Consider the following 22,589-nt stretch of genomic DNA (forward strand, 5'->3'; position numbering starts at 1 on the left):
GCGAAGAGTATTAATTCATGCAAAAGAGGACTTCTGGCGAATGCGCAGGAGTCCTCTTTTTGATTCAAATCATGACCAGTGAATTCATCCTATTCCTCTAGGAAGACCAATCCGATAAAATCCTCCGGCTCAATACGACCGAAATAATGCTTCAAATCGAGATCAGCTAATGCTTCTCTAACCTCAGCCTCGTCATAACGTTTGCCACGAAGTGCATTTTCAACATCTACTACGTCACCGACTCCGAAGAAGTCACCATAGATTTTGATGTCTTTAATGAGGGAATCTTCAATATCCATCCGAATATCAATAATTCCGGCAGGGAATTTGCGCGTGTGCTTAACGTTGCTTTTTGGTGACAGACCGTAGTTCCAGTCCCAGTTCTGGTAGTGCTCCTTGGAGATCTCGTTAATTTTGTCCCAGTCGGCTTGTTGCAGCTTGTACTGAGGAACCTCAGAAGAATCCATGCCAAAGATCGAACGCAGCAGGCCGGCGCGGAACTCCTCGATCGTCATATCTGTACCCAGCAGCTCTTTGATATTCGCTACACGACTGCGTACGGATTTGGTGCTCTTTGATTTAAACTTCTCTGGATTCACTTTTAGAGAGGCTTGTACATCATCTAAATTAAGATTGAACATCAAGGTACCATGGCTGAACATACGTCCGCGTGTGGAGAACTGAGCGTTACCGGAAATCTTTTGCTCACCAACTTGCAGATCATTCCTTCCGCTTAGCTCGGCGTTAACGCCCATGCTTTGCAGGTAATCGATGACCGGTTGGGTGAATTTCAAAAAGTTATGAAAGGATTGGCCGTCATCCTTGGTAATAAAGCTGAAGTTCAAATTTCCAAGATCGTGATAAACAGCTCCACCGCCGGATAGACGACGTACGACCTGAATATTATTATCTTTTACATACTCTTGGTTAATTTCTTCGATAGTATTCTGATGTTTCCCGATGATGATGGATGGGCTGTTGATATAAAAAAGCAGGTAACTCTCGTCCATCGGCAAGTGCTTCAGCGCATATTCCTCAATCGCCAAATTGATGGATGCGTCAGTAATCCCTGTGTTATCAATAAAAAGCATAGTGAATTCCTCCGTCGCAGCAAAATTGATTACAACCTTCATTTTAAACCAAAAGCGGTTTTTTAACAAAAGAGATCACATCTTTGAGATTCATGTCGGTTTGGGGGAAGCAGGGGATTTAGCTGGTTCCTTCTGCGAAAGCATTGACGTTCTTCCGGCAAAGAGTCAATAATGGTGGCAATGACATACATATCGTGCTAGAGAAAGTAGATAGAGGGAGTGTAATTATGCTTGAAAAATATGGACATGGCGGTGATTTGCTGACGGCAGCGGAGCTCTATGGAGAAGCTGGGGGCACATTTCTCGACTATAGTGCCAACATCAATCCACTCGGTCCTCCACCGGAAGTTTTGGAGCTGCTTAGAACAGCACTGTCAACGGTGGTTACATATCCGGACCCTGGACACCGACGCTTTAAACAACTACTGGCGGAAAATCTTGGCGTAGATAGTGGCTGGTTAACCGTGGGTAACGGAGCAGCGGAATCTATGGCTTTGCTGCTGTTGGCGATAGCTCCGCAAAAGGTTGGCATCGTGGAACCTTGTTTCTCTGAGTATAGGCAGCTTTCCGGGCAATTTGGTGCTGAAGTATTGTCGGTCCAGGGGACTAGGGAACAGCATTTTCGCGCTGGAGTGGAGGAGATTGCCGGGCTGCTGGAACAGGTGGAGCTGTTATTTCTCGGACAGCCGAATAATCCCAATGGAGTTCAGTATGCTGTGGATGAACTGCGCTTGTTAGCGCAGAAGGCTGAAAGCTGCGGGACTTATTTGGCTGTGGATGAAGCTTTTATTGACTTTATCCCGGAGTCAGAGCGAAATACACTCCTGCCGGAGCTGGAGCAGTTTCCGCATACGGTTCTGGTGCGGTCGATGACGAAGTTTTATGCGATTCCCGGACTGCGTCTCGGGTTTGCGATTTCGCATCCGAAGCTGGCGAAGGCGATGAGCGGAAAGCAGGTCACCTGGAGTGTGAACGGCTTGGCGCTGCTGGCAGGGGAAGCCTGCCTTACAAGCGGACGTGACTATGAACAGCGCACGCGTGAGCTTATTGCAGCAGAACGCGAAACGCTGCGGCAGGGTCTAGTGCAGTTGGGCTGCGATGTCCCACCGGGAGAAGCCAATTTTCTGCTCTGTGGCTTGCCGTCACCGTGGAGTGCGGCTGAGCTGCAGACTAGGCTTGGCCGCGTAGGTATACTTGTGCGCAGCTGCGCTATGTATGCAGGGTTAGCTTCAGGGCATATTCGAGTTGCTGTTAAGGGACATGAGGATAATGCCCGCCTTTTGCTGCAGATGGCGGAGATTCTAGCGACTAAGTGACAGGTGCACGTATTCTTTAATGATGTGCGGAGCGAGCTGACAGCGCTATTGGCGGGGCATCCTTTCGAGGATGGTTGTAAGTATTCAATGAAAGAAATGAGCGGTGAAAGGAGCGGGATCGGCTATGGTGGAAGTGAAGATTCCATTTAATCTTGCAGGGGGAATCAGGGAGTATCGTCCGGCCGTCTGGCCAGGACTTGCTCTGCAGTGGAAGGATAAGCATCTGCTGCTGGAGCTGCCAGCAGAAGCGGATGGTTTATCGAGCGCGTTCTACGGCGGAGGAATGAACCGGCTGCAGCGGGCGGTCAATTTATATGTTGATCGCAATTACGAATGTAGTGATCCTGTCCAGGATATGGAGAATAAGCTGCGCGATTGGGGTTATCCTTTATCCGGCTGTGCCGGTCTGATGACGGCTGTACCGCTAGAGCATGCAGCGGTAGCTGAAGAGGACACGGGTTCAGCGGGGATTTTTGTTTGCGTTACAGCCGCCGCAGGAAATGCTGCGCGCTCAGGCGTGGAACGCAATGTATTGGCTGTGTATCGGCCGGGTACGATTAACATCATGCTCTGCATTGATGGCCGCCTGACACCGGCGGCCATGGTCAATGCTGTGCAGACAGCTGTCGAAGCCAAAGCTGCTGCGCTGGCAGATCTCGGGATTACCGATCCGGAGAATGGCCTAATCGCAACCGGCACAACTACGGATGCTATTGTACTCGCTGTGAGCCAAAGCGGGAGATACAGCGCCGAGCATGTCTACGCCGGAACAGCAACCGATCTCGGAGGCGCTATCGGCCGGCTTGTATATAGCGCTGTGACGGGCAGCCTGCTGTCGGTGCAGGCAAGGAAGGACAGCTAATGACAATGGATAGCTGGAGAAGTAGAAGATTGTTCAGAGGTGATTGCCTGTGACAATCGCTTTGGTGTTGCTTGCGGCTTATGTGATTGACCGGATCGTAGGTGATCCGCGTAACCTGCCTCATCCCGTAATTGGTATGGGCAAAGCAATTACGGCTCTGGAGTGGGCGATCCGTCGTTTATGGTGCCGCCCGCAAAGCCTGCGCAGAGCTGGGGTGTTACTTCCGCTATGTGTGGCGGGCGGTGCTTGGGCACTGACAGCCATCCTGCTATGGCTGCTGTCATATATCTCACCTTGGCTCGTCTGGATAGCCGAGGTTTGGTTGATTTCAACCACGATTGCCTCCAAGGGACTAAAAGATGCAGGAATGGCGGTGTACGTGGAATTGCAGAAGGGCGATCTCCCTGCTGCCCGCAAGGCTTTGGGGATGATCGTGGGACGTGATACGACTTCGCTAGACGCCCCTGAAATTGTCCGTGGAACGGTGGAGACCATAGCAGAGAATATTGTCGATGCGATTATTTCTCCACTTTTCTACGCGCTGATTGGCGGTGCGCCGCTTGCTATGGCTTATCGGGCGGTCAATACACTCGATTCAATGGTTGGTTATAAGAACGATAAATACCGTGATCTCGGCTGGGCATCTGCCCGGCTCGATGATGTTGCTAATTTCATCCCGGCACGGATTACGGCATTACTTTTGGCTCTATGTGCAGGGATGCTTCGTCTGGATTGGCGTAGTTGCCTGCAAATGGTGAAGCGGGATGCACATCTACATCCAAGCCCTAACAGCGGTTATCCAGAATCAGCTGTGGCTGGCGCACTTGGCATCCGACTCGGAGGCGAAAATGTGTATCATGGCGTCGCTTCTTTTCGGGCTTATATGGGTGATCCGGTACGTACGATGGAACCAAATGATATTATCCAGACCTCGCGGATGATGATGCTCTGCTCTTCAATATTTGTAGGTCTATGCGCGGTTGCGGCATGGATATGGATTGGAGGCTGAGCGTCGGTATGGCAATTCCCTCTATAGAGCTTGAGCTAGTGCTTATCCGACACGGGCAGACGAAATGGAATGTTGAGCATCGTTACCTGGGACATACGGATCTTCCATTGCTTCCTGACGCAAGTGAGCGGCTATCCCAACTTCAGCAGCAGATCTGCATGCAGGCTGAGTTATCAGGTGGTTTTTGGCGTGTGTTCTGTAGCAATTTGCTAAGATGTCAGGAGACCTTGGCTTTCGTAGCACCTTCACTAGAGCAGGACGCTATTTACGATCAGCGGCTTCGTGAAATGAACTTCGGAGCTTGGGAAGGCTGCACCTATGAGCAGTTGAAAGATAACTCTCTATATAGACGTTGGATTGATGATCCTTCAAAGGTTACACCGCCAGAAGGAGAATCGTGGACAGAATTCGATGCACGGTTGCGTAGTTTCCTGTTAGATCTAGGTCAAGCTGCTATGGCTGCATTTGGATGCTGTGCTATCAAGGAGAAAAAAAGTGAGGTTACATCGAATAGAGTAATGGTAGTGACGCATGGGGGGGTAATCAGGAATTTACTTGCACAGTTAGTTCCTGACCTCACATTCTACAGTGCAGTGGCTCCTTCTCCAGGGAATGTAATGGTACTAAAAATACTCTGGCAGCATGGACAATGGTCAGCTGATAAAGCTGATATTGTGGAAAAAGGATGATTACATGAAAAAAGGGTTCCACATCATTAGGAAAACCTAATAGGTGGAACCCTTTATGTTTGAACTATCGTTTGCTGTCAGCAGAATAACGTGGTTAATTAGAGGTTAGGTAACCATTCCGTATAGGTATCTGCACGTGATTGTAATTCATTATACAGCATGCTGGCATGGTAACCGTCGCACACAGCATGGTGGAATTGCCCCGAGATGGGTAATAGTATTTTTTTGTCTTGCTGAAAATATTTCCCTATCGTAAAGATGGGAAGTAGGTAGGTTCCCTCGTTATACACGTTCAGGTTAAAGCTCGTGAAGCTGACCCACGGAATGCTGGAAATAGGGAAGGTGTTCGATGGTTCGTTTGCTTTAGCGATAAATTGTTTCACACTTCCGTACATTTTCATATCATCGAGATAACGGTTATAGAAATCATTAAACTGTTCACCGTACGAAGTCCAGATGCTTGAGAAAGTTTTATCATCATCATGGAAAATTGTAAAACTAGGTGATAAGCTATCCCAATAACCTAATCTACCTTCAGAATCAAAACATGTGCGGAATTCACTATGACGGTTCACCACCGTAGTTATCATGTGGATTAGTGCTGGGTACAGCTTAATTCCCTTATGCTTAAGCTCTGACAGTAGAAGGGTGATATCAATATTTACGGTCATGCTATAGGTGCATCTGACATTGTTTAAATAATGTTCAAAATAGGGTTTTCTACTCCAGTTATCAATGACAATCGGGTTAAAAATCATTTATTATGACCTCCTAAAATTATTTCATTTTTCATTTTTAGGAGGTCTGCTGGACTGATTTCACCATAACGGTGGACATGGGTATAACGAATTCAACATTGAAAAATTCATGGTATTGCTTACTCACTTCTAAACAGTGCGCCCTTTCTGAATGCTTTGAAATACAATCTTGAATAGTAGATGGGCAAAAAAACCTTGGAGATTTCTCCAAGTGTTTTTTATTTCTTGTGATTCTTTCATTTAAATGGAAGAACGATGCTTTCTGCGGCGAACTCTGGTTTGTTGCTTCGGGGGCATTCTCCTTGACTGCACAGGAATGGGGGGGAAGGTACACTTTTTCTGCAGATGACTTAGAAGCGCTTAAAAAATTTAACCTGCTGGCTGCAAGGGTAAATATAACGCTGAGTAAGGTAATGATAGTTGGCGAACAGATAACAAAGTTGTGGCATGATTTTAACTTTTTCATTTCGTTATATTCTCTACACAAGAAAGACCACTTCAGTCATGAACTGTTTTCTTATGCTTTATGAGTTTTTGATTTTTGACCAGTACTGCAGCGTGAATGGTGAACGATATTCAATGACAATTAAATCCTCGTTATATAACTCAGTTGTACCAACAGGATACCCGTTGGGTGAATGAAATTCACCCAATTAACTACTGTCCACTTTTTATTCTAGCTTCAAGAAGACTGCTAACCTGTTAACAGTAGAAATTAAAAATAACAGAAAATAATTTCGGTAAAAACTATTATCGTGAGAGTTATGTTCTACAGAAATCATACTCGGATAGTATATCGCAACTCGTCATCTTCTCTATACAAAGGACGACGAAATGAGATATAATGGAAATGTAGAGGCCGCATTCTACCGTTTCATAACGTCGATTTATTTCGTCGTCCTCTATATTTTGAATAAAAGAGAGGTTCGCAATGTTTGAAGAATTTTTGAATCAATATAAACAACTGGGAAAAGCAGATAAGACGATTCAGAATTATTTGACAACCTGGACCACCTTTGAAAAATGGATACGGTTAAGTGATCCGGATTTGGAAGACGCAGGTTTTGCAACGCAAAAGGATATTTCAGACTATAAGAGATATCTGCTACAGTATGGCGGCAGGAATGGGGGGCCGGCCAAACCATCGACCATGCAATTAATATTTGTCCAACTAAACGCGATTTTCCGTTTTTTTGCTCAGAACAATTACATACCCGATAATCCAGTAGGACCGATCAAAAAGCCTCCTGCAGCTCGTCGTCTTCCGAAATGGCTTTCCCGGAATGAACAGAATGCTTTGCTTCGGGATGTCAGATACAGGGCAGACAAAAGGGAAAATGCAATTATACTGACTTTTCTCCGGCTCGGACTAAGGGTGCATGAGCTTTGCGATCTGCAGCTCACGGATCTAATCATGAGCGAACGGAAAGGGAGTGTATATATTCGTGGTAAAGGAGACAAGGATCGTGAGCTTCCTATTAATGCAGAGCTAAGGACCGCCTTACAAGGCTATTTAGCAGAAAGAACTTCTTCTAGTCCTTATGTGTTTGTTTCTAAGCGATCTTTAAAATGCTCTGAGCGCGGAATTCAGCATATCGTTGAGAAATATCGAGCACGAACTCGAATCAAGGATCTATCTTGTCATAGCCTCCGACATACGTTTGGCCATGATTTGGTAGCTGCCGGTAATGATCTGCAGAAGGTGGCCATGTTGATGGGTCACTATAAGGAGGACGGAACACCGAATATTGCAATGACCATGATTTACACTACGCCGGGTGTTGAGGATCTGGAGGCTGCGGTGGAGTCGATCAGCTGGACGTAATAATTCGAAATTGTGAAAAGTAGACGCATAGTGCGCAATAGAAAGGTGACACTTTGGAATTTGAATTATTTGGGAAGGTGTTGAAGTGATGCCGAAGACTGGATTGTATTATTTACGCAAGCATGTGGTTGACCCCGAGAGCTACGTAATGACTGACTTGGTTTGTTGGTGTCCGTATGAACACAAATTTACTACTGAAGAAGAATCGTATGAGAATGATATATTAACAATTCATGTTTTTAGGTATAAAGATGGTTTGCATTACCTTTCGTATAGCAATATTTTTGGGAATCGTGTCAATGTACTGATTGACAACAAAAACAAAATCAATGGAATAGGCGCTAGAACAGACAAAGAAATCATTTATAAATTCATAGAATGGTATCGTGAAAATGGTGAGGCTTACCACAAGGAATACGGCTTACAGATAGAATAGACGCATATAGCGCACAAAGGAGTGAATCACGGTATGGGATTTAAAAAGAAATTTGAATTAGATGATTTTGAGCAAACAGCCATTAGAATTGCTTTAGTAGCGCAAATTCAAACATACGAGAATATCTTAACGAATGCTACTAGTTTGCTCGATAAAAAATACTGGGAACGTGAATTAGAAAGGTCTAAAAGTGCTTTTGAAAAAATCAACGGCGAGACAATTGAGGAGTATCGTAGAATCATTGAAGAATCGAAAAAATGATTAATGCACAGTACGAAGAAAAGGAAGGTTATCCGTATGAAAAGGAAAGTTAGGTTTTTATTAGACGGCATAGACACGGTTGAAACAGTAGATGTTGATAATGATAAAGAAATAAAGGCGTATTTAGTCGAGGAACATATGACGGACGAAATTCTGATTTATCACGTTACGAATGCGAGTATGACGCATACGGCGTAATAAAGGAAAACTTAGGAGGCAAATAGGAAGGAGTAGACAATTATATGAAACATTACGAAGCATTTGAAATTAACCTGAATAAAATACGCATTACGTACCAATATCAAGAAATTGTTCGGGTTACATACATTGAAATTGGAAACACATATTGGGTTCATCCAGATAATCCATTAAAACTTAAGCATCGCGGAAAACAATGTGTAGTTACGAACTTCTATCGTAATGATCTTGGACAAGCTATTGATGCTTCTGTCCGCTTTTTGACGGACAATCGCAAAGGACGCGTCGATCTTAATGATCTTGTTGACGACGAACCTGAACATGCTGTCAAGCCATTATGCGAAAAATATAATAATACTAAACAATATTCACCTGATAAAGTTCCTGACTACTTGTTTACGAAAAATGAACTTAAACGCATGGGACGCGTGCCTATTAAAGAAGATGCGACCGCTAGTGTTTATTATTCAGATCAAAATCGATCATTCCCTTTATTTGATCTGCAGGTTACACGGGAGACCCGTAAACAGAAGGGATTATCTTTAGTTAATAAAGAGATGACTCCTGAAGATATTATTTCACGACGTAAGCGCATTTCTGGTTAGTATACAGGTGGTTCTCTATAGCAATAGTTTATCTAATATCGATGGAACACCTAAAATTGAAATGACTATGATTTACACGACTCCTGGAGTGGAGGAATTAGAAGCTGCAATGTAGTAGATCAGATGGACGTAAACAGACGAAAGGATGTATTTGAATGAGCGAAGAATTCAAACGTGCTCTTGAAGCCCAAATTCAGGAATTGGCAGCTGGTATTAAAGATGTTAAATGTCCCTGCTGTGGCGAGACAACAAGTACAGGTTCTGAAGTAAACGATCCTGAAGACGATACCCGAGGGATTGTAACTTGTGAGGTAAATGGCTGCGAATTTTATATCATTGAATACACGGACGGCACGACATTGCTTGAGCCAAGATAGGCCGCAGTGGAGTCGATCGGTTGGACCAAGAAGCGAGGCAGAGAAAAGTTGAGTAGCATTAATATAAAGGGAGGGGAAAGTTTGGGTATTACTTTGAATATTAAAGATCTAGTCCCCAAGTGGGTAGTAAGTATTTCTGGTAGGTTTACAAATGATATCCTGTTCGATCCATATTCATTGAAGGTTTGGAAAAAACTCATTATCACAGTAGGGCAGAAAAACTCTAGTTTTGAACCATGGTTTATCGAGAAGCTTGCAGGTTGTCGATCAATGACTAGATTATTATATTCTCAATTCCATCTTTCTAAAGAGTTGACCATTGACAGCATCGTTTTTACGGTTGGGATGGAAGCACTAGATCGAGGAGAACTAGCTAAGAATGAAAAAAGAGTCATTCAATATTCTCAAGCCTTATTAACGAAGTGGTACAGTGAGCTGTCGGATAACAATATTTTAAAAGAGCGGTTTGAAACTAAAATAGGGAAAACCGTACCAATAATAAGTCCTGTTGGTAAGAGAAGGGATGAAGAATTATTATCGATATTAAAAGACCCTGAGAAATTGAGAAGAGAGTTTTTCAGAACTTACTCTACTGAAAAGGCTACAGATGATAAGTTCAGAGTTTTCTTACCTAAACACGGATGCATAGATTGGAAAGATGAAAATAGTATTATTATTAGTTTAAATACCTTTGAAACCTTTGAATTGGGCTTTTTTAGAATCGGATACGACTATAATTCACTAGATGAAACGCTAGAGAAAAAAGCACATGTTAGCTGTGCAGCTGTATCTAAAGATAAACGAAAAGAAGTTGCTAATTTTTCTGATGGTGAGACGTTTGGAGATGAAATTAAAGAATCTAGAGCTATCTGGATGACATAGAGGAGATGTTTATTTGTCACTGAAACTGAAAGAGTCGTCTTATAAGATTCAATAAACAATCAAACAATGTGAAAGGTAGATTAGTACTATGATGAATGAAAATCCATTTTTAAAGGAATCACCCTACATACTTAGGGTAGATAAGTTCGTTGAACCAACGGAAAAAGAACCCTTCCAAGTTGCGGCATCCTTGGAATGTAGGGACACGCAATTCAAGGAGCGATTAGAAAATATTTTACCTGAGAGAATAATTTCCTATAGAAACCTACTATGGTTTGAAAAAACGTTTCGTCGGCAGCCACCGTATTATAAATTCATTACTACCTATGATGGCGTACTTGGGTCCTTATATGCAACACACACCCAGTCGCTTAATCAGCTTTTATCAGAAAATGGATTACGCTATAAAAGGAGAACGGACAAAGAGATCGATCTTATTCAATATGGTTTAAAACACGAACTTAACTCTTTTTTGGACATGGAATATAGATATCTAAAGAGATTAATAGACAAACAAGAGGACTATATGAATGATAATAGTATAAAGGAACGTGCCAGGATAAGATAATGATAATAGAGTCGAAAAAACTGGAAATAAGAACGGAATCCAAAGACTACACTCGTTATCTTGTGAATCGCCGGTGGGAGTGAGCTGAGATGTTGCTCAGTAATGAAACGTAATATTATTAGGAGGGAATTTTGTGCCGTCAATAGATTTTGCTAAATTGCAAGGAGTAGTTAGAGACACTACTTCATCAGCGAGAAATGTTAAAGATTCGAATCGTTGCTATCCTGAATACAATTCATTGGTTTCTAATTATATGACTAAACATAATACTTTTAAAGAAAAAGAGTCTGCTTTACATATTGTTTCGATGCAAAACTGGATTCAGAAAAAAGAAGTAATAACTTCGACTATTACCCCTGATTACGGACAAATCTGGCTTACAGATCTAGGGAGTAATTACAAGCCTGAATGTTCTTATGCCCACCCAACTGTAGTTGTTGAGATGGTAGGTAATATGGTAATGATTATTCCGACTACTACCTCACCACAATTGCTTGCTGATGCCTATCATCCAATCGATAATCCTACGGGTAATAAGTTTTTAAGAAAAGTAGGGGCAGCCGAAGGCTTTGCTAATCCAGGTGTTTTGCTTATCTCTAACATGCGTGCTATTTCAAGAGGTCGGCTACTCGATTTAAAGGGAGTTATGACAGGAGTAACCGATAAGAGCTCAGTCTTTTGGGAGATCAAAAACCGTGCATTTGAGTTTACTTTCCCTAAAAAAAACATTGAAATATACAACTTAAATCAAGCGAATCAGCAAATAACGGAGGAACGAGACAGATTACAACAAGAGAAAGAAGAATTAGATCAAAAAAATCAGGACTTAGAAAGGCAGTTAGATGATTTGAAGAAAAAGTTTGGAGAAGTATCTATTGAATAACAACTTGAAAATAGCGTCATTAAGCTGTATAATATGGTTGTAAGTTAAGTAATATAAGCCGAAATGGCAATCCTTAATTAATCGTAAGCCGAAATGGCAAGCAATACTAATAACGAAGAGAAGAGTAGTCAATCACATTTTGTGCATGGACTACTCTTTATTCGTTAAAAAACACATTAAAGTTAATTTTTTTGCGTATACTACTATTAAGCCGAAATGGCATTTGTTTTTAACGTTAAGCCGAAATGGCAAAAAGATGGCCACCAAGCATATGCTTGGTGGCCATTTCTTTTATATATGTGAGGAGCAAACTGCAAAAATAACGCTGAATTTTGCTCCTGGTGGATTACTTCTATTATATAAATGCCTCAAATATAAGTTCGAGCTTGGCAGAGATTTCTTCCTGAATTTCGTCGTGAATGTCTAGGTCGAGTTGCGTCTGATACATCTTCGGAAAACTTCCGAACAAACCTTCGTTTTCCGTTACAGCCTTGTTGACGAGTCGGTCAAACTCTTCTTGTTCAGAATCTGAGAACGCTGAATACTCTTCATAAGCTTCTGTCAATCTACCGTCCGTGTCCCAGTCTAAATCTAAATGCACAGCGAGCACGATTTTATATATCGAATGGATATTCATGGCCCCACTACTCCTTTTCATATTTTCATGAAATCGTTGAGCAACTAACTCTATAGCTATTGGAAAATCATCTGGACTATCTGCATTTTTTCGAAGAACAAGAGTATTCCGGTATGCCTCAACTGCGCGAATTAATGTGTCTTCGCTTGAGATTCGGTGAGGAATCTCCGTCTTAGAATCTATACCGCTCGGCACAAGGAGCTTGCCAAACTCTTTAATCTGCGTTTCCTCCCAAATTTCGTACATTTCTTTCTTCACTTTGGATAATGCTGAGTACTTATCTCTTGAAAAAAGGCCCGAATCTCTGAGTTGTTCGGATTCTGCTACGAGTTCTAAGTACCTGTCGTGCTTATTCAGCGCAAACTCCAGCTGAATCTGATTTTTGAGTTGGTCCTTCGCATTAGGATCCTGTCTGAATAGTTCCAATCCGATTGTTAAATCCTCTTGGCTACGATCGGAATCCATGAAGTGGAATAAGTATCGTGTTCGTTCGCGTAACGAATGCAAGTACGACCCAAGATCACTTAGCAGAACAATTGAATCCGAATAACGTATTTCATCTACTTCTTCAGCAACATCTTCTAAAATTTGATTGATGTCATCCTTGATACCTTCCATCAAGGCCTGTATCTTCTGCAGTTCCACAGCAAGCTCATAGCTTGTGTGGCGCATCATTATCTCTTTCTGCATCTTCATGACATCCGGATTGATATCCAGATGTTCGAGAAGAGTGGTAAATGTCTTCAAATAGGAACGCAGGGATTTAACAGGAACTTCGAGATACTTTCCTTTACGCATGAGGGAAAAACTATCACTTGTAAAGTCATCAAGCAGACTGAATACCAGGTGTTTATCGCATTCAGCAAACTGGTATGAACGTTTATTTTGCGGATCTTTTAAGAGAGTGGAGTCTATTCCCATGACAGCCAGGATGTCATTGAATTTTTGACGACAACCCACAATATGAACCGCCTTGCTTTTTTCCTCATCTTCGTTTTGTTGATTGCGGTATTCTACGTACTCCTCCAACAACTTTTGCAATGTGATTTTCTTCATCGTGTCACTCTCCATTCTGAACGAGGTGTCCTTCGTTGTCCCTATTATCGCCCGAGTGGTTTGGTGTTTCAATTCTAGAATTTTAGGCTTGAAAATTACTATATTAATTCTAGCTTAGAACTTAATAAAGGGTACTGTGACGGACTATCGCTATACGACAACAGCTGCCAGATGGAACACACGTTGCTGGCCGCTTACAATGACCGTAAAAGCATGCTTTTGTAGACACGTTAAAAACGCTTATTATAGTGTTCGTAAATGTCGTGTAATTACTTTAGGAACATCCCGAAAATAACAGGCATATTTTAAAACACAATAAGGAGTTTTCTGGCAATGAAAATAGCATATGGACGGGTATCGTCTAAAGATCAGAACCTGGAACGACAACTTGTGAAGTTTCGGGAGTTGGGCATCGAGAAACGGTTTATTTTTGTGGAAAAGCTAAGCGGCAAGGATTTTGAGCGGCCACGCTATCAAGCCATGCGGATGAGCTCTCACTGACATCGAATACGAACGAACTTGGTAATGAGGAAGATATATATTTACCGCATGTTTTATATCATGAAAAAATTCGTGAAATGTACAACATAATTGATACCAAATATGAGGAAACGGTAAAGGAGTGGAGACAACTACTTTTAAAGGATGGGATTATTACGGGGAGAGAGGATTCCCATTTTTACGAACAAACTATCTGCGAGAGTGATAGTCCATTTGCTGGTACAGACCGATTGATTACTAATATCCAGAATTCTGAGTTAACTCCGGAAGAGTAGGAGAGGCATATAAAGCTGGTTCAAAAGCAGCGGAGGCTACAGGAAAAGTTGAAGTCCAAAATTGTTTGTGGGACGGAGAAAAGTGTCATGTATTGTCCATTCGTAAGAAAGAAGGTTAAATAAAAATGTCTTTCAAAAGACTACCCCAATGGAAAGACGAAAATCTTATTACGTATGAAAAATGCGAATTTCAATGAAGTTGGGAAACTTGCGAAGACGACCGAATGCAGATCAGGATGAAATTAAAATTCTTGAAGAACGGTATGTAATGTTAGAAAAACAAACTTTGAAAAAAAAGTAGCTGAATGTTGCTGAAGTGAGATGCACTTTCTAATCAAGCGAATGGTGGGACAGGGAATGAAGTTACACAAAAAAAATCGTGACATGTACCAATCGGTTTTTTTTGCAAAAACGTTGTCCAATCTGGATTTACATACCGAATTCGAATCCGGATTCTGGACGGTCGGGATTGTGGGAGAAAACCTGATCTACCTCGACGAGGAGAATGCTGAGCACAATCGGACGGAATACCTTGTATCTATGGCTCCTGGTACACCGGAGGAATGTCGCTATCAAATTATCACCCTCGATCTTTTTGTACAATTTTGATGCATAGAACGAAGACACTGTCCAGTAGATAGTGAATACGACCATACATAAGAAGGAAAATCATGGGAAGAAATCTTTGGAAATAAATAATAAAGAATATAGGATGGTAAGCGAGCCAGATGAAACGGATCAAGAAAGAACTGATAATGGGTATTTAAAAGTAACAGATGCTCAGTTTGATGAAGCATTCAATTTATATACAAATGTACAGAAAAATGATATTACTTACAAGATGTTTTGAAAAAAATAGAGGTACTGTCATAAAGCAACTCGATGATTAAGTATATGAGAATAAACAATAATTTAAAAGTTTACAAATTTGATGAAGAAAAATAACGGTTTTTAAAGGATAATCCCCACAAAATAGCTTGAGATAATTTTAAAAGAGGTATAAATGATTTTCCAGATTATGCACAAATAAATAATCCAAAAAGGCAGTTCAGATTATTGGTTTTGGAGAAAATTTTTCAAGGAATTCTTTAAAACTGAGCGTTGTCAGTTTAAATTTATATTTCGCCTTATCAATTCTTTTATGATTACAGGTGAAGAGCATATTGCAACAAAATGAACTAGGAGAGTGTACTGAATGAAAAAAAGACAAATCAAAAAGAACATCAGAAAATACTTTAGATTGTATGGAGATTAAGGAAATTTAATTCTATATACACAAGAAGAATATGAGGAACCCATCGCAGCTAGAAAGAAAGAAGCAATTAGAATTGCTAAATTGGGTTATAAACGTATTAAAAGTATGGGAACAATTTCATATTTTATCGAACACCTAAAAGAGCGACACGATTCCTAACGGAAATAAGTAAGAGATCAAGAAAACAAACTATTGGATCTCATACACTGTAATACAAACACTAGATGACTTCAAACCAAGAGTAGAATAAACAACATACAATCCCTTGAGAAAGTATTTTGTAACGATGAGTATACCATCAATTGGAAGGGAGATGCATTTATAATGCTGAGCGAAAAGTTAGTTATTGAAAAATTGCTTCAGCAAAAGCGTACGAGTGTTGCTTCCATCGTAGTGATGATGTGCGGTGTAGCGGGGTCGGGTAAAACAACTTTTGCTAAAAAGCTGGAGAAAGAGGGATTCGCCAGACTTTCGATAGATGAAGATATTTGGACCACGCACGGCCGTTTCGGGGTGGATTATCCAGAGCAGAATTATGAGTTCTATAAAGAAGAGTCGGAGATAAAACTGCGGGGGGAGCTGGTGAATCTGCTTCAGGCAAAACATCATGTTGTCATCGATTTCAGCTTCTGGCAACGTCAGAGACGGAACGATTACAAGCAACTTATTGAGGATTATGCTGGCGTGTGGGAACTGATTCACTTAAAGGTTCAGCCGGATGAATTACGTCAGAGACTGCTTATCCGGAGTGAACGTTTTGACGCCAATGCCGCATTTCCGATTACTGAGGACATATTAACCCGGTTTTTAAATGGTTTTGAGATCCCTGCTGGAGAAGGGGAGCTTGTGATCGAAGCATAGATCTGTAACTTGATTTTTGGGCATTTGTCCCCTCATAGAACCACAGCCGGATTAAAATCCCATGGCTGTGGTTCTTTTTTTAAGCGAGTGATTGTGCCATGATAGTCATGGGGGCGATTGAGAGATGTTTAAGGATTTTAAGCTCATAGCCGGACGGCCGGTGTATATACAAATTAAAGACTATATGAAGCACTTAATCATAAAAGGCGGTCTGCAAGGCAATCAGAAGCTGCCTTCCACACGAGAGCTCAGCACATTGCTTAAGGTTAGCCGCAACTCCGTAATCTCTGCTTATGCAGGGCTTGAGGATGATGGCTTTGCTTATGCCGTGCAAGGGCAAGGAAGTTATGTTGCAGCTACGCCGCCCGGCAGTGAAACGATCTCTTCCTGGACGATGGACTGGAAGTCACGTCTCAATGATCACGCGGTGCTGGCAGAGGAACTGGATATCATGAAGCGCGGGATTCGAGCGGAGAAGGGGACGATCTCCTTCACCAGCATAGCGCCTGATGAGAGTCTTTTTGATCTGGATAATGTGAAGAGATCCTTTATGGATCGGATGTCGGTAGAAGGCAACGTTCTGCTAAATTACGGCTATGCCAAAGGGTATAGACCTTTAATAGACTATTTGAAGCAGTATATGGAGCACAAGGGCGTTGAAATGAGGGGCAAGGATATATTGATCACCAATGGTTTTACAGAGGGGTTCGATATTGTATTGTCTGCTCTGAGTAAAAAAAATGGTTCGGTCATTTGTGAGAATCCGACGCATCATACAGCGATCAAAAATTTGAAGCTGAACGGTTTTGAGATCACCGGGATTTCGATGGAGCGTGATGGGATTGATTTGGCGGAGCTGGAGAAAGCATTGCAACAGCAAGCTTTTGACTGTGCATACTTCGTCCCTTCTTATCATAATCCGACCGGAATTGTAATGTCTCCAGAGAAAAGACAGCGGCTAATGAAGCTGATGAATCGCTACCAAGTCCCGGTGATTGAAGATGGTTTTAACGAGGAATTACGATATTCGGGCTCACATGTGGCTCCACTTATCGCAGCAGCAGGCAGCGGCAACAGCGTGATTTATCTCGGCAGCTTCTCCAAGGTATTATTTCCGGGACTACGTGTAGGTTGGGTGCTGGCGGATCAGGAGTTGATTAATTCCCTCGAAAGCGTCAAGCGCGCCCGTACCATTCATACCTCGACGCTGGATCAATCCATTTTATATCAGTATTTATTGGGTGGCCATTTAGAGAAATATTTGAAAAAAGCCAGAGCGGAATACAAACGAAAGTATGAATTAACCCTGCAATGCTGCAAGGATTTTATTCCTTATACGGCGCTGTCAGGGGACGGTGGCCTGCATCTTTTTGTAACCTTCGCGGAGGGCTTTAATACAAGGACGCTGTTGGCGGCCTGTCATGAGCAAGGGGTTATTTTTACAGCAGGAGATATATTCTTCACAGACGGTAAAGGGCAAAATACGATACGGATCGGTTTCTCCAGAGTGACGGATGAGGATATCCGCAAGGGGATCGAGGTTATTGGCAGAACAGCTCGACAACTAATGGGATAAAGAGGTGCTTGAGATGAAAGTAGGCGTAATTATGGGCGGGGTATCCTCAGAGTATGAGGTATCCATGAATAGCGGTAGAGAAATATTGAAGAATCTAGACCCCAATAAATATGAAATTATTCCAATTGTGATCACCAAGCGTGAGGAGCTTATTGAGCAGGCAAAAGGGATCGATATCGCGCTGCTTGCACTTCATGGAGCTTACGGCGAGGATGGTACGGTTCAGGGAACGCTGGAGACGATGGGGATTCCGTATACGGGCAGCGGGGTTTTGTCTAGCAGCATTTGTATGGATAAAGATCTCTCCAAAAAGCTTATGCGCTGCGCAGGCGTCAACACAGCAGATTGGCTATGCTGGGACAGCATGAAGGATTATTCGGCTGAAGCGGTGGAACGGCTCGGATATCCGGTTATGGTGAAGCCATGTTCAGGCGGCTCGAGTATCGGAATGGAAAAAGTGAGCAGCAGCGAGGAGCTGTTGTGCGCAGTGCAGAAGGCTTTTGCCTGTGATCAGGCGATTTTGATTGAAAGCTACATTCAAGGCCAAGAAATCACCTGTTCTATTCTAAACGGAGAGCTGCTGCCTATTCTGGGAATTACCTCAGCAAATGCCGAGTGGTTCGATTACAGTGCTAAGTACGAAGAAGGCGGAGCAGATGAACGGGTCATTGAATTGCCTACTGAAGTGCATGAACGGGTACGCGAGGCTGCCTTGAGCTGTTATAAAGCACTAAAATGTAGCGTGTATGCACGGGTTGATATGCTGCTTAAAGAGGGTATTCCTTATGTGCTGGAGGTGAATACGTTACCAGGCATGACGAAGGCCAGTCTTTTACCCAAAAGCGCGCAAGCGGCAGGCTACACCTTCAGCGGACTACTGGACGAAATCATCTCCCTTTCCCTAACGGAAAAGAGTGCAAAAGAAGAGGTGTACAGCCATGCATAATGAATGGATTGCTCCACGAGTGCGGGAGATTGCGCCATCGGGGATTCGGGCTTTTTTTGACCTAAGTACGGGGAATCAGGATATTATATCGCTGGGTGTAGGGGAACCAGATTTCGTTACACCGGAGCATGTAAGAGCTGCCTGTATTCGTGCCTTGAACAATGGGGAAACGATGTATACGCCAAATTCCGGTTTACTGGAGCTTAGAGAGGAGATCGCTTCTTATCTGCACACAAGTTTCAAGCTTCGCTATGAGCCAAACGATGAGATTATGGTTACGGTGGGAAGCAGCGAGGCTGTGGACTTGGCATTACGAGCTTTCATTACACCTGGGGATGAGATTATCGTCCCTTCTCCGAGCTATATCGCATATTCGCCGATTACCCATTTGAACGGGGGGGTTACGGTGGAGGTAGAATCTTCGGCCGAGCAGGGGTTTAAGCTTACTGCTGAAGCGTTACGGAAGGTGATTACCCCGCGTTCCAAGCTTCTTATGGTGAATTTTCCGACTAATCCTACAGGTGCAGTAATGACTTATGAAGACTGGCTGCCTATTGCACAGATTGTAAAAGAGAATAACCTACTGGTCATTTCAGATGAAATTTATGCCGAGCTTACGTATGACAGTCAGCATGTCAGCATCGCCTCTCTTCCCGGGATGCTGGAAAGGACGATTGTGATTAGCGGCTTCTCCAAGGCTTTTGCAATGACTGGCTGGAGAGTGGGTTATGCTTGTGGCGATCGAGAATTAATTGCTGCGATGCTAAAAATCCATCAATACACTGCGATGTGTGCCCCGGTGCTCGGTCAAATTGCTGCGATTGAATCATTGCGCAACGGAATGCAGCATAAGGAACACATGAAGCAATGCTTCGATGAGCGGAGAAAGCTGCTGGTTAGTGGATTTCGATCCATCGGACTACCTTGCCACGAACCGGCGGGCGCTTTTTATGCCTTTCCTTCCATCGCTCATACCGGAATGAAATCAGAAGACTTCGCTTTGCAGCTGCTCAGGGAGGTCGGTGTCGCTGCGGTTCCGGGTCATGTGTTTGGAGCAGGCGGAGAGGGGTATATCCGCTGCTCCTATGCCGCTTCCTTACAAAAATTGACGGAGGCGCTGGAGAGAATCGAAGATTTTATGAAAGTGAAGTTGTAATTCTAGAAGTCCCCCTCTATCATAGATGGGGGCTTTTCTGCGAATATGAGATAGAATAGGTTATACGGATACATTTAATAGGAGGTTGTAATTTTATGTTTTCAGATATTCAAGAGGTAATTAAACAAATCATACCGGCTGATGATCAGTCCATCCTCAAGGCGGAGCATCGGCTGAACATTCTGACCAAACCTCCGGGCAGTTTGGGACAATTGGAACCTCTCGCTGTTAAGCTCGCTGGAATTTCGGGTACAGAGCAGCCTAGTTTCACCAAACGAACAGTTGTTGTGATGGCTGCTGACCACGGGGTATGCTGCGAAGGGGTTAGCGCATTTCCACAGGAAGTCACGCTGCAGATGGCCCATAACTTTCTCAGCGGTGGAGCGGCTGTGAATGTATTGGCACGTCAAGCTGGGGCAGAGGTACAGTTTGTTGATATCGGCATAAACGGCGATCTCGGTCATGTTGATCTGATTGATCGTAAAGTGCGCCGGGGAACGGATAACATGGCTGTGGGACCTGCGATGAGTCGTGAGGATGCCATGAATGCTCTTCTTGTTGGGATAAGAGTTGCGCAGGAAGCGGTTAAGAACGGAACGGAGATTTTTATAACAGGCGAAATGGGCATTGGGAATACTACGGCTAGTGCTGCCATTCTATGTGCTCTCAAAGGAATAGCCCCTGAAGTAGCTGTGGGACGAGGAACGGGAATTGATGATGAACGTTTACTACATAAAATTGCAGTGGTGGAACGCGCCTTAAAGGTAAATCAACCGAATTCAGCAGATCCGTTGGATGTATTATCTAAAGTTGGCGGACTGGAAATCGCTGGCTTGGCGGGACTGATTCTTGGTGCGGCTGCTAATCGGACACCTATCATTTTGGATGGTTTTATTTCGGGGGCGGCAGCGCTTGTGGCAAAAGCCCTTGCACCTGAATCCATCGCTTATATGATAGCCTCTCATGTATCAGGAGAACGGGGTCATAAGCTAATGCTAGAGCAGCTTGGACTTGAACCGCTGCTTAATCTCGGTCTGCGATTGGGTGAGGGAACAGGGGGAGTATTATGCCTTCATTTAATCGAGGCGATCTGCCGCATTTTGAGCGAAATGGCAACCTTTGAAAGTGCAGGCATCTCTGGAGCTGGTCAACGATGAGCATTCTTGTAACGGGAGGCGCACGTAGCGGTAAAAGTGGTTTTGCAGAAAAATTGATGCATTCACTGGCAGATCAGGCCTTCTATGTAGCAACCGGACAGGCTTTTGACGACGAAATGAAGGAACGGATTGCTCTGCATCAGCATCAACGAATGGAAAGTGGTTACGCTTGGGAGACGCTTGAGGAACCGTATGATTTACCAGATCTGCTAAAGCGATTATCGGGTGAAAAAGCGGTGCTCGTAGATTGTTTAACCTTATGGTTATCCAATGCATTATTGGCCGTGGAAGGTTTTGAAAATAGGCAAGAGCTTGTTGAGAGTGAGATAACAAGACTTGAAGACAGTGTGCGTTCTTTTCAAGGGACGCTTATTCTGGTCACTAATGAGGTTGGCGACGGGATTGTTCCGGAGTATGCGCTTGGCCGATTGTATCGTGATCTGGCGGGACGAATGAACGCCCTGATCGCTCGGCAATGCGAACAGGTCTTTCTAGTAACTGTTGGAATTCCGATTGAGCTTAAGAGCAGGGAGTATCGTTTATGAGGGAGCGTAGGGATGCGGCCGTAGCTGCCTTTCAGTTCTTATCCCGATTTCCTGTAAAAGGTGATCCGGGGTTCTCTCCTGAACTGCTGCGCCGCAGTGTGATCTTCTATCCCATGGTAGGCGCAGCAATTGGGCTGTGCGTAGCTGCTGGAGCAGCCCTGACGGGATTGCTTTTACCTGCTTGGCCAGCAGCAGTGATCACTCTGATTCTGTGGGTAAGCCTCACAGGCGGGTTGCATCTTGATGGCTGGATGGACAGCGCAGATGGTCTGCTCAGCTATCGGCCACGGGAGCGTGCCCTGGAGATTATGAAGGACAGCCGTGTGGGTGCGATGGGCGTACTCGCCTGCGTGCTGCTCCTGCTGTTTAAAGCTTCTTTGCTGGCAGCTCTAATCGAAGGCTACGCCTACTACGAGCTGCCGCTGCTCTTGGTACCAGCGGTCTGGAGCCGCTGGTATATGGTGCGGGCAATGGTGCGTTATCCCATTGCCCGTGGAGACGAGGGGCTGGCCGCGAACTTCGCCGGCCTAGCTTCCTCGCATGAGCGGCGCGCGCTGGCAGTCGCCGCGCTGCTCTCGCTGGCCGCCGCCGCTGCGCCACTGGCGCTCGGCGCTGGCTTAGCCGCGTGGCCGCTGCATCTGGCGGCAGCTCTGCTGCTGCCGGTCGCGGCTTTGGCCTGCGGCACCGCAGCTGCGCGGCGGATCAGCAGCCGGCTCGGCGGGCTCACCGGCGACGTGTACGGCGCGCTGAACGAGCTGCTGGAGGTTGTGCTGCTGCTAGTGTTATTGCTGCTCCAGTACAATTTAATGTAAGCTCCACGGATGAACCTTGAGTAGTTTGCTGTAGGTAGCTCTACGGGTGAAC

26 protein-coding genes and 1 pseudogene are annotated in these 22,589 nt (G+C 43.9%); 24 read left to right on the top strand and 3 right to left on the bottom strand.

Annotated features, from left to right (window positions below; genetic code table 11):
* Window positions 1-89 precede the first annotated feature (89 nt).
* Window positions 90-1,091, bottom strand: coding sequence for a lipoate--protein ligase (locus NYE72_RS05975; protein WP_036681778.1), 1,002 nt, complete (start codon window positions 1,089-1,091; stop codon window positions 90-92).
* A gap of 227 nt (window positions 1,092-1,318) precedes the next feature.
* On the opposite strand from NYE72_RS05975, the gene NYE72_RS05980 reads away from it, so the two are divergent.
* The 4 genes from NYE72_RS05980 to NYE72_RS05995 all read left to right on the top strand — a co-directional run bounded on the left by NYE72_RS05980 (window position 1,319) and on the right by NYE72_RS05995 (window position 4,967).
* Window positions 1,319-2,407, top strand: a complete 1,089-nt coding sequence (locus NYE72_RS05980; RefSeq protein WP_076274608.1) for a threonine-phosphate decarboxylase — start codon at window positions 1,319-1,321, stop codon at window positions 2,405-2,407.
* Window positions 2,408-2,531: 124 nt separating this feature from the next.
* Window positions 2,532-3,269, top strand: coding sequence for an adenosylcobinamide amidohydrolase (locus NYE72_RS05985; RefSeq protein WP_036681780.1), 738 nt, complete (start codon window positions 2,532-2,534; stop codon window positions 3,267-3,269).
* A 49-nt stretch (window positions 3,270-3,318) separates the two neighbouring features.
* Complete coding sequence (gene cbiB / locus NYE72_RS05990) at window positions 3,319-4,278, top strand: adenosylcobinamide-phosphate synthase CbiB (RefSeq protein WP_339211492.1); 960 nt, start codon at window positions 3,319-3,321, stop codon at window positions 4,276-4,278.
* An 8-nt stretch (window positions 4,279-4,286) separates the two neighbouring features.
* Window positions 4,287-4,967: a histidine phosphatase family protein gene (locus NYE72_RS05995; protein WP_076274610.1), complete on the top strand. Its 681-nt coding sequence runs from the start codon at window positions 4,287-4,289 to the stop codon at window positions 4,965-4,967.
* 98 nt (window positions 4,968-5,065) lie between these two features.
* On the opposite strand, the gene catA is transcribed toward NYE72_RS05995, so the two are convergent.
* Window positions 5,066-5,725, bottom strand: a complete 660-nt coding sequence (gene catA / locus NYE72_RS06000) for a type A chloramphenicol O-acetyltransferase (RefSeq protein WP_038569162.1) — start codon at window positions 5,723-5,725, stop codon at window positions 5,066-5,068.
* Between the two features lie 302 nt (window positions 5,726-6,027).
* Here catA and NYE72_RS06005 point away from each other — a divergent pair, with 302 nt between their 5' ends.
* From NYE72_RS06005 to NYE72_RS06050, 10 genes are all read left to right on the top strand, one after another.
* Window positions 6,028-6,255: a hypothetical protein gene (locus tag NYE72_RS06005; protein ID WP_339211494.1), complete on the top strand. Its 228-nt coding sequence runs from the start codon at window positions 6,028-6,030 to the stop codon at window positions 6,253-6,255.
* A 401-nt stretch (window positions 6,256-6,656) separates the two neighbouring features.
* Complete coding sequence (locus NYE72_RS06010) at window positions 6,657-7,550, top strand: tyrosine-type recombinase/integrase (protein ID WP_339211496.1); 894 nt, start codon at window positions 6,657-6,659, stop codon at window positions 7,548-7,550.
* An 88-nt stretch (window positions 7,551-7,638) separates the two neighbouring features.
* Window positions 7,639-7,986, top strand: a complete 348-nt coding sequence (locus NYE72_RS06015; RefSeq protein WP_339211498.1) for a hypothetical protein — start codon at window positions 7,639-7,641, stop codon at window positions 7,984-7,986.
* A gap of 33 nt (window positions 7,987-8,019) precedes the next feature.
* Window positions 8,020-8,247, top strand: coding sequence for a hypothetical protein (locus NYE72_RS06020; RefSeq protein WP_339211500.1), 228 nt, complete (start codon window positions 8,020-8,022; stop codon window positions 8,245-8,247).
* A gap of 36 nt (window positions 8,248-8,283) precedes the next feature.
* Window positions 8,284-8,445 (top strand): hypothetical protein, encoded by a 162-nt coding sequence (locus tag NYE72_RS06025; protein WP_339211502.1) that lies wholly within the window; start codon window positions 8,284-8,286, stop codon window positions 8,443-8,445.
* 44 nt (window positions 8,446-8,489) lie between these two features.
* Window positions 8,490-9,050: a hypothetical protein gene (locus tag NYE72_RS06030; RefSeq protein WP_339211504.1), complete on the top strand. Its 561-nt coding sequence runs from the start codon at window positions 8,490-8,492 to the stop codon at window positions 9,048-9,050.
* 155 nt (window positions 9,051-9,205) lie between these two features.
* Window positions 9,206-9,427, top strand: coding sequence for a hypothetical protein (locus tag NYE72_RS06035; protein WP_339211507.1), 222 nt, complete (start codon window positions 9,206-9,208; stop codon window positions 9,425-9,427).
* A gap of 81 nt (window positions 9,428-9,508) precedes the next feature.
* Window positions 9,509-10,309, top strand: coding sequence for a hypothetical protein (locus tag NYE72_RS06040; RefSeq protein ID WP_339211510.1), 801 nt, complete (start codon window positions 9,509-9,511; stop codon window positions 10,307-10,309).
* 88 nt (window positions 10,310-10,397) lie between these two features.
* The gene (locus tag NYE72_RS06045; RefSeq protein WP_339211511.1) at window positions 10,398-10,877 is read left to right on the top strand and encodes a hypothetical protein; all 480 of its coding nucleotides are present in this window, start codon (window positions 10,398-10,400) and stop codon (window positions 10,875-10,877) included.
* Window positions 10,878-11,010: 133 nt separating this feature from the next.
* A complete protein-coding gene (locus tag NYE72_RS06050) occupies window positions 11,011-11,760 on the top strand; it encodes a hypothetical protein (protein ID WP_339211513.1) in 750 nt (249 codons plus the stop codon).
* Window positions 11,761-12,115: 355 nt separating this feature from the next.
* On the opposite strand, the gene NYE72_RS06055 is transcribed toward NYE72_RS06050, so the two are convergent.
* On the bottom strand, window positions 12,116-13,453 hold the full coding sequence (locus NYE72_RS06055) for a hypothetical protein (protein WP_339211516.1): 1,338 nt from the start codon (window positions 13,451-13,453) through the stop codon (window positions 12,116-12,118).
* Window positions 13,454-13,786: 333 nt separating this feature from the next.
* Between NYE72_RS06055 and NYE72_RS06060 the strand changes: the two are divergent.
* The 10 genes and pseudogenes from NYE72_RS06060 to cobS form a co-directional block, all read left to right on the top strand.
* Window positions 13,787-13,939: pseudogene (locus NYE72_RS06060) on the top strand (recombinase family protein); the annotation flags it as partial.
* Window positions 13,940-14,586: 647 nt separating this feature from the next.
* Window positions 14,587-14,838 (top strand): hypothetical protein, encoded by a 252-nt coding sequence (locus tag NYE72_RS06065; protein ID WP_339211518.1) that lies wholly within the window; start codon window positions 14,587-14,589, stop codon window positions 14,836-14,838.
* Window positions 14,839-14,914: 76 nt separating this feature from the next.
* A complete protein-coding gene (locus NYE72_RS06070) occupies window positions 14,915-15,079 on the top strand; it encodes a hypothetical protein (protein ID WP_339211520.1) in 165 nt (54 codons plus the stop codon).
* A gap of 729 nt (window positions 15,080-15,808) precedes the next feature.
* The gene (locus tag NYE72_RS06075) at window positions 15,809-16,345 is read left to right on the top strand and encodes an ATP-binding protein (protein ID WP_339211522.1); all 537 of its coding nucleotides are present in this window, start codon (window positions 15,809-15,811) and stop codon (window positions 16,343-16,345) included.
* A 124-nt stretch (window positions 16,346-16,469) separates the two neighbouring features.
* The gene (locus NYE72_RS06080) at window positions 16,470-17,921 is read left to right on the top strand and encodes a PLP-dependent aminotransferase family protein (RefSeq protein ID WP_339211524.1); all 1,452 of its coding nucleotides are present in this window, start codon (window positions 16,470-16,472) and stop codon (window positions 17,919-17,921) included.
* Window positions 17,922-17,934: 13 nt separating this feature from the next.
* On the top strand, window positions 17,935-18,867 hold the full coding sequence (locus NYE72_RS06085; protein ID WP_076224705.1) for a D-alanine--D-alanine ligase: 933 nt from the start codon (window positions 17,935-17,937) through the stop codon (window positions 18,865-18,867).
* Complete coding sequence (locus NYE72_RS06090; protein WP_036681793.1) at window positions 18,860-20,023, top strand: aminotransferase class I/II-fold pyridoxal phosphate-dependent enzyme; 1,164 nt, start codon at window positions 18,860-18,862, stop codon at window positions 20,021-20,023. Before NYE72_RS06085 ends, NYE72_RS06090 begins: the two co-directional genes overlap by 8 nt.
* A gap of 95 nt (window positions 20,024-20,118) precedes the next feature.
* Window positions 20,119-21,180: a nicotinate-nucleotide--dimethylbenzimidazole phosphoribosyltransferase gene (cobT, locus tag NYE72_RS06095; RefSeq protein ID WP_339211527.1), complete on the top strand. Its 1,062-nt coding sequence runs from the start codon at window positions 20,119-20,121 to the stop codon at window positions 21,178-21,180.
* The gene (cobU, locus tag NYE72_RS06100; protein WP_036681798.1) at window positions 21,177-21,725 is read left to right on the top strand and encodes a bifunctional adenosylcobinamide kinase/adenosylcobinamide-phosphate guanylyltransferase; all 549 of its coding nucleotides are present in this window, start codon (window positions 21,177-21,179) and stop codon (window positions 21,723-21,725) included. The genes cobT and cobU overlap by 4 nt, the downstream gene beginning before the upstream one ends.
* Complete coding sequence (cobS, locus tag NYE72_RS06105) at window positions 21,722-22,537, top strand: adenosylcobinamide-GDP ribazoletransferase (RefSeq protein WP_339211529.1); 816 nt, start codon at window positions 21,722-21,724, stop codon at window positions 22,535-22,537. The genes cobU and cobS overlap by 4 nt, the downstream gene beginning before the upstream one ends.
* Window positions 22,538-22,589 lie beyond the last annotated feature (52 nt).

Source organism: Paenibacillus sp. FSL L8-0333 (assembly GCF_037965665.1).
Taxonomy (GTDB): Bacteria; Bacillota; Bacilli; order Paenibacillales; family Paenibacillaceae; genus Paenibacillus_AQ; species Paenibacillus_AQ odorifer.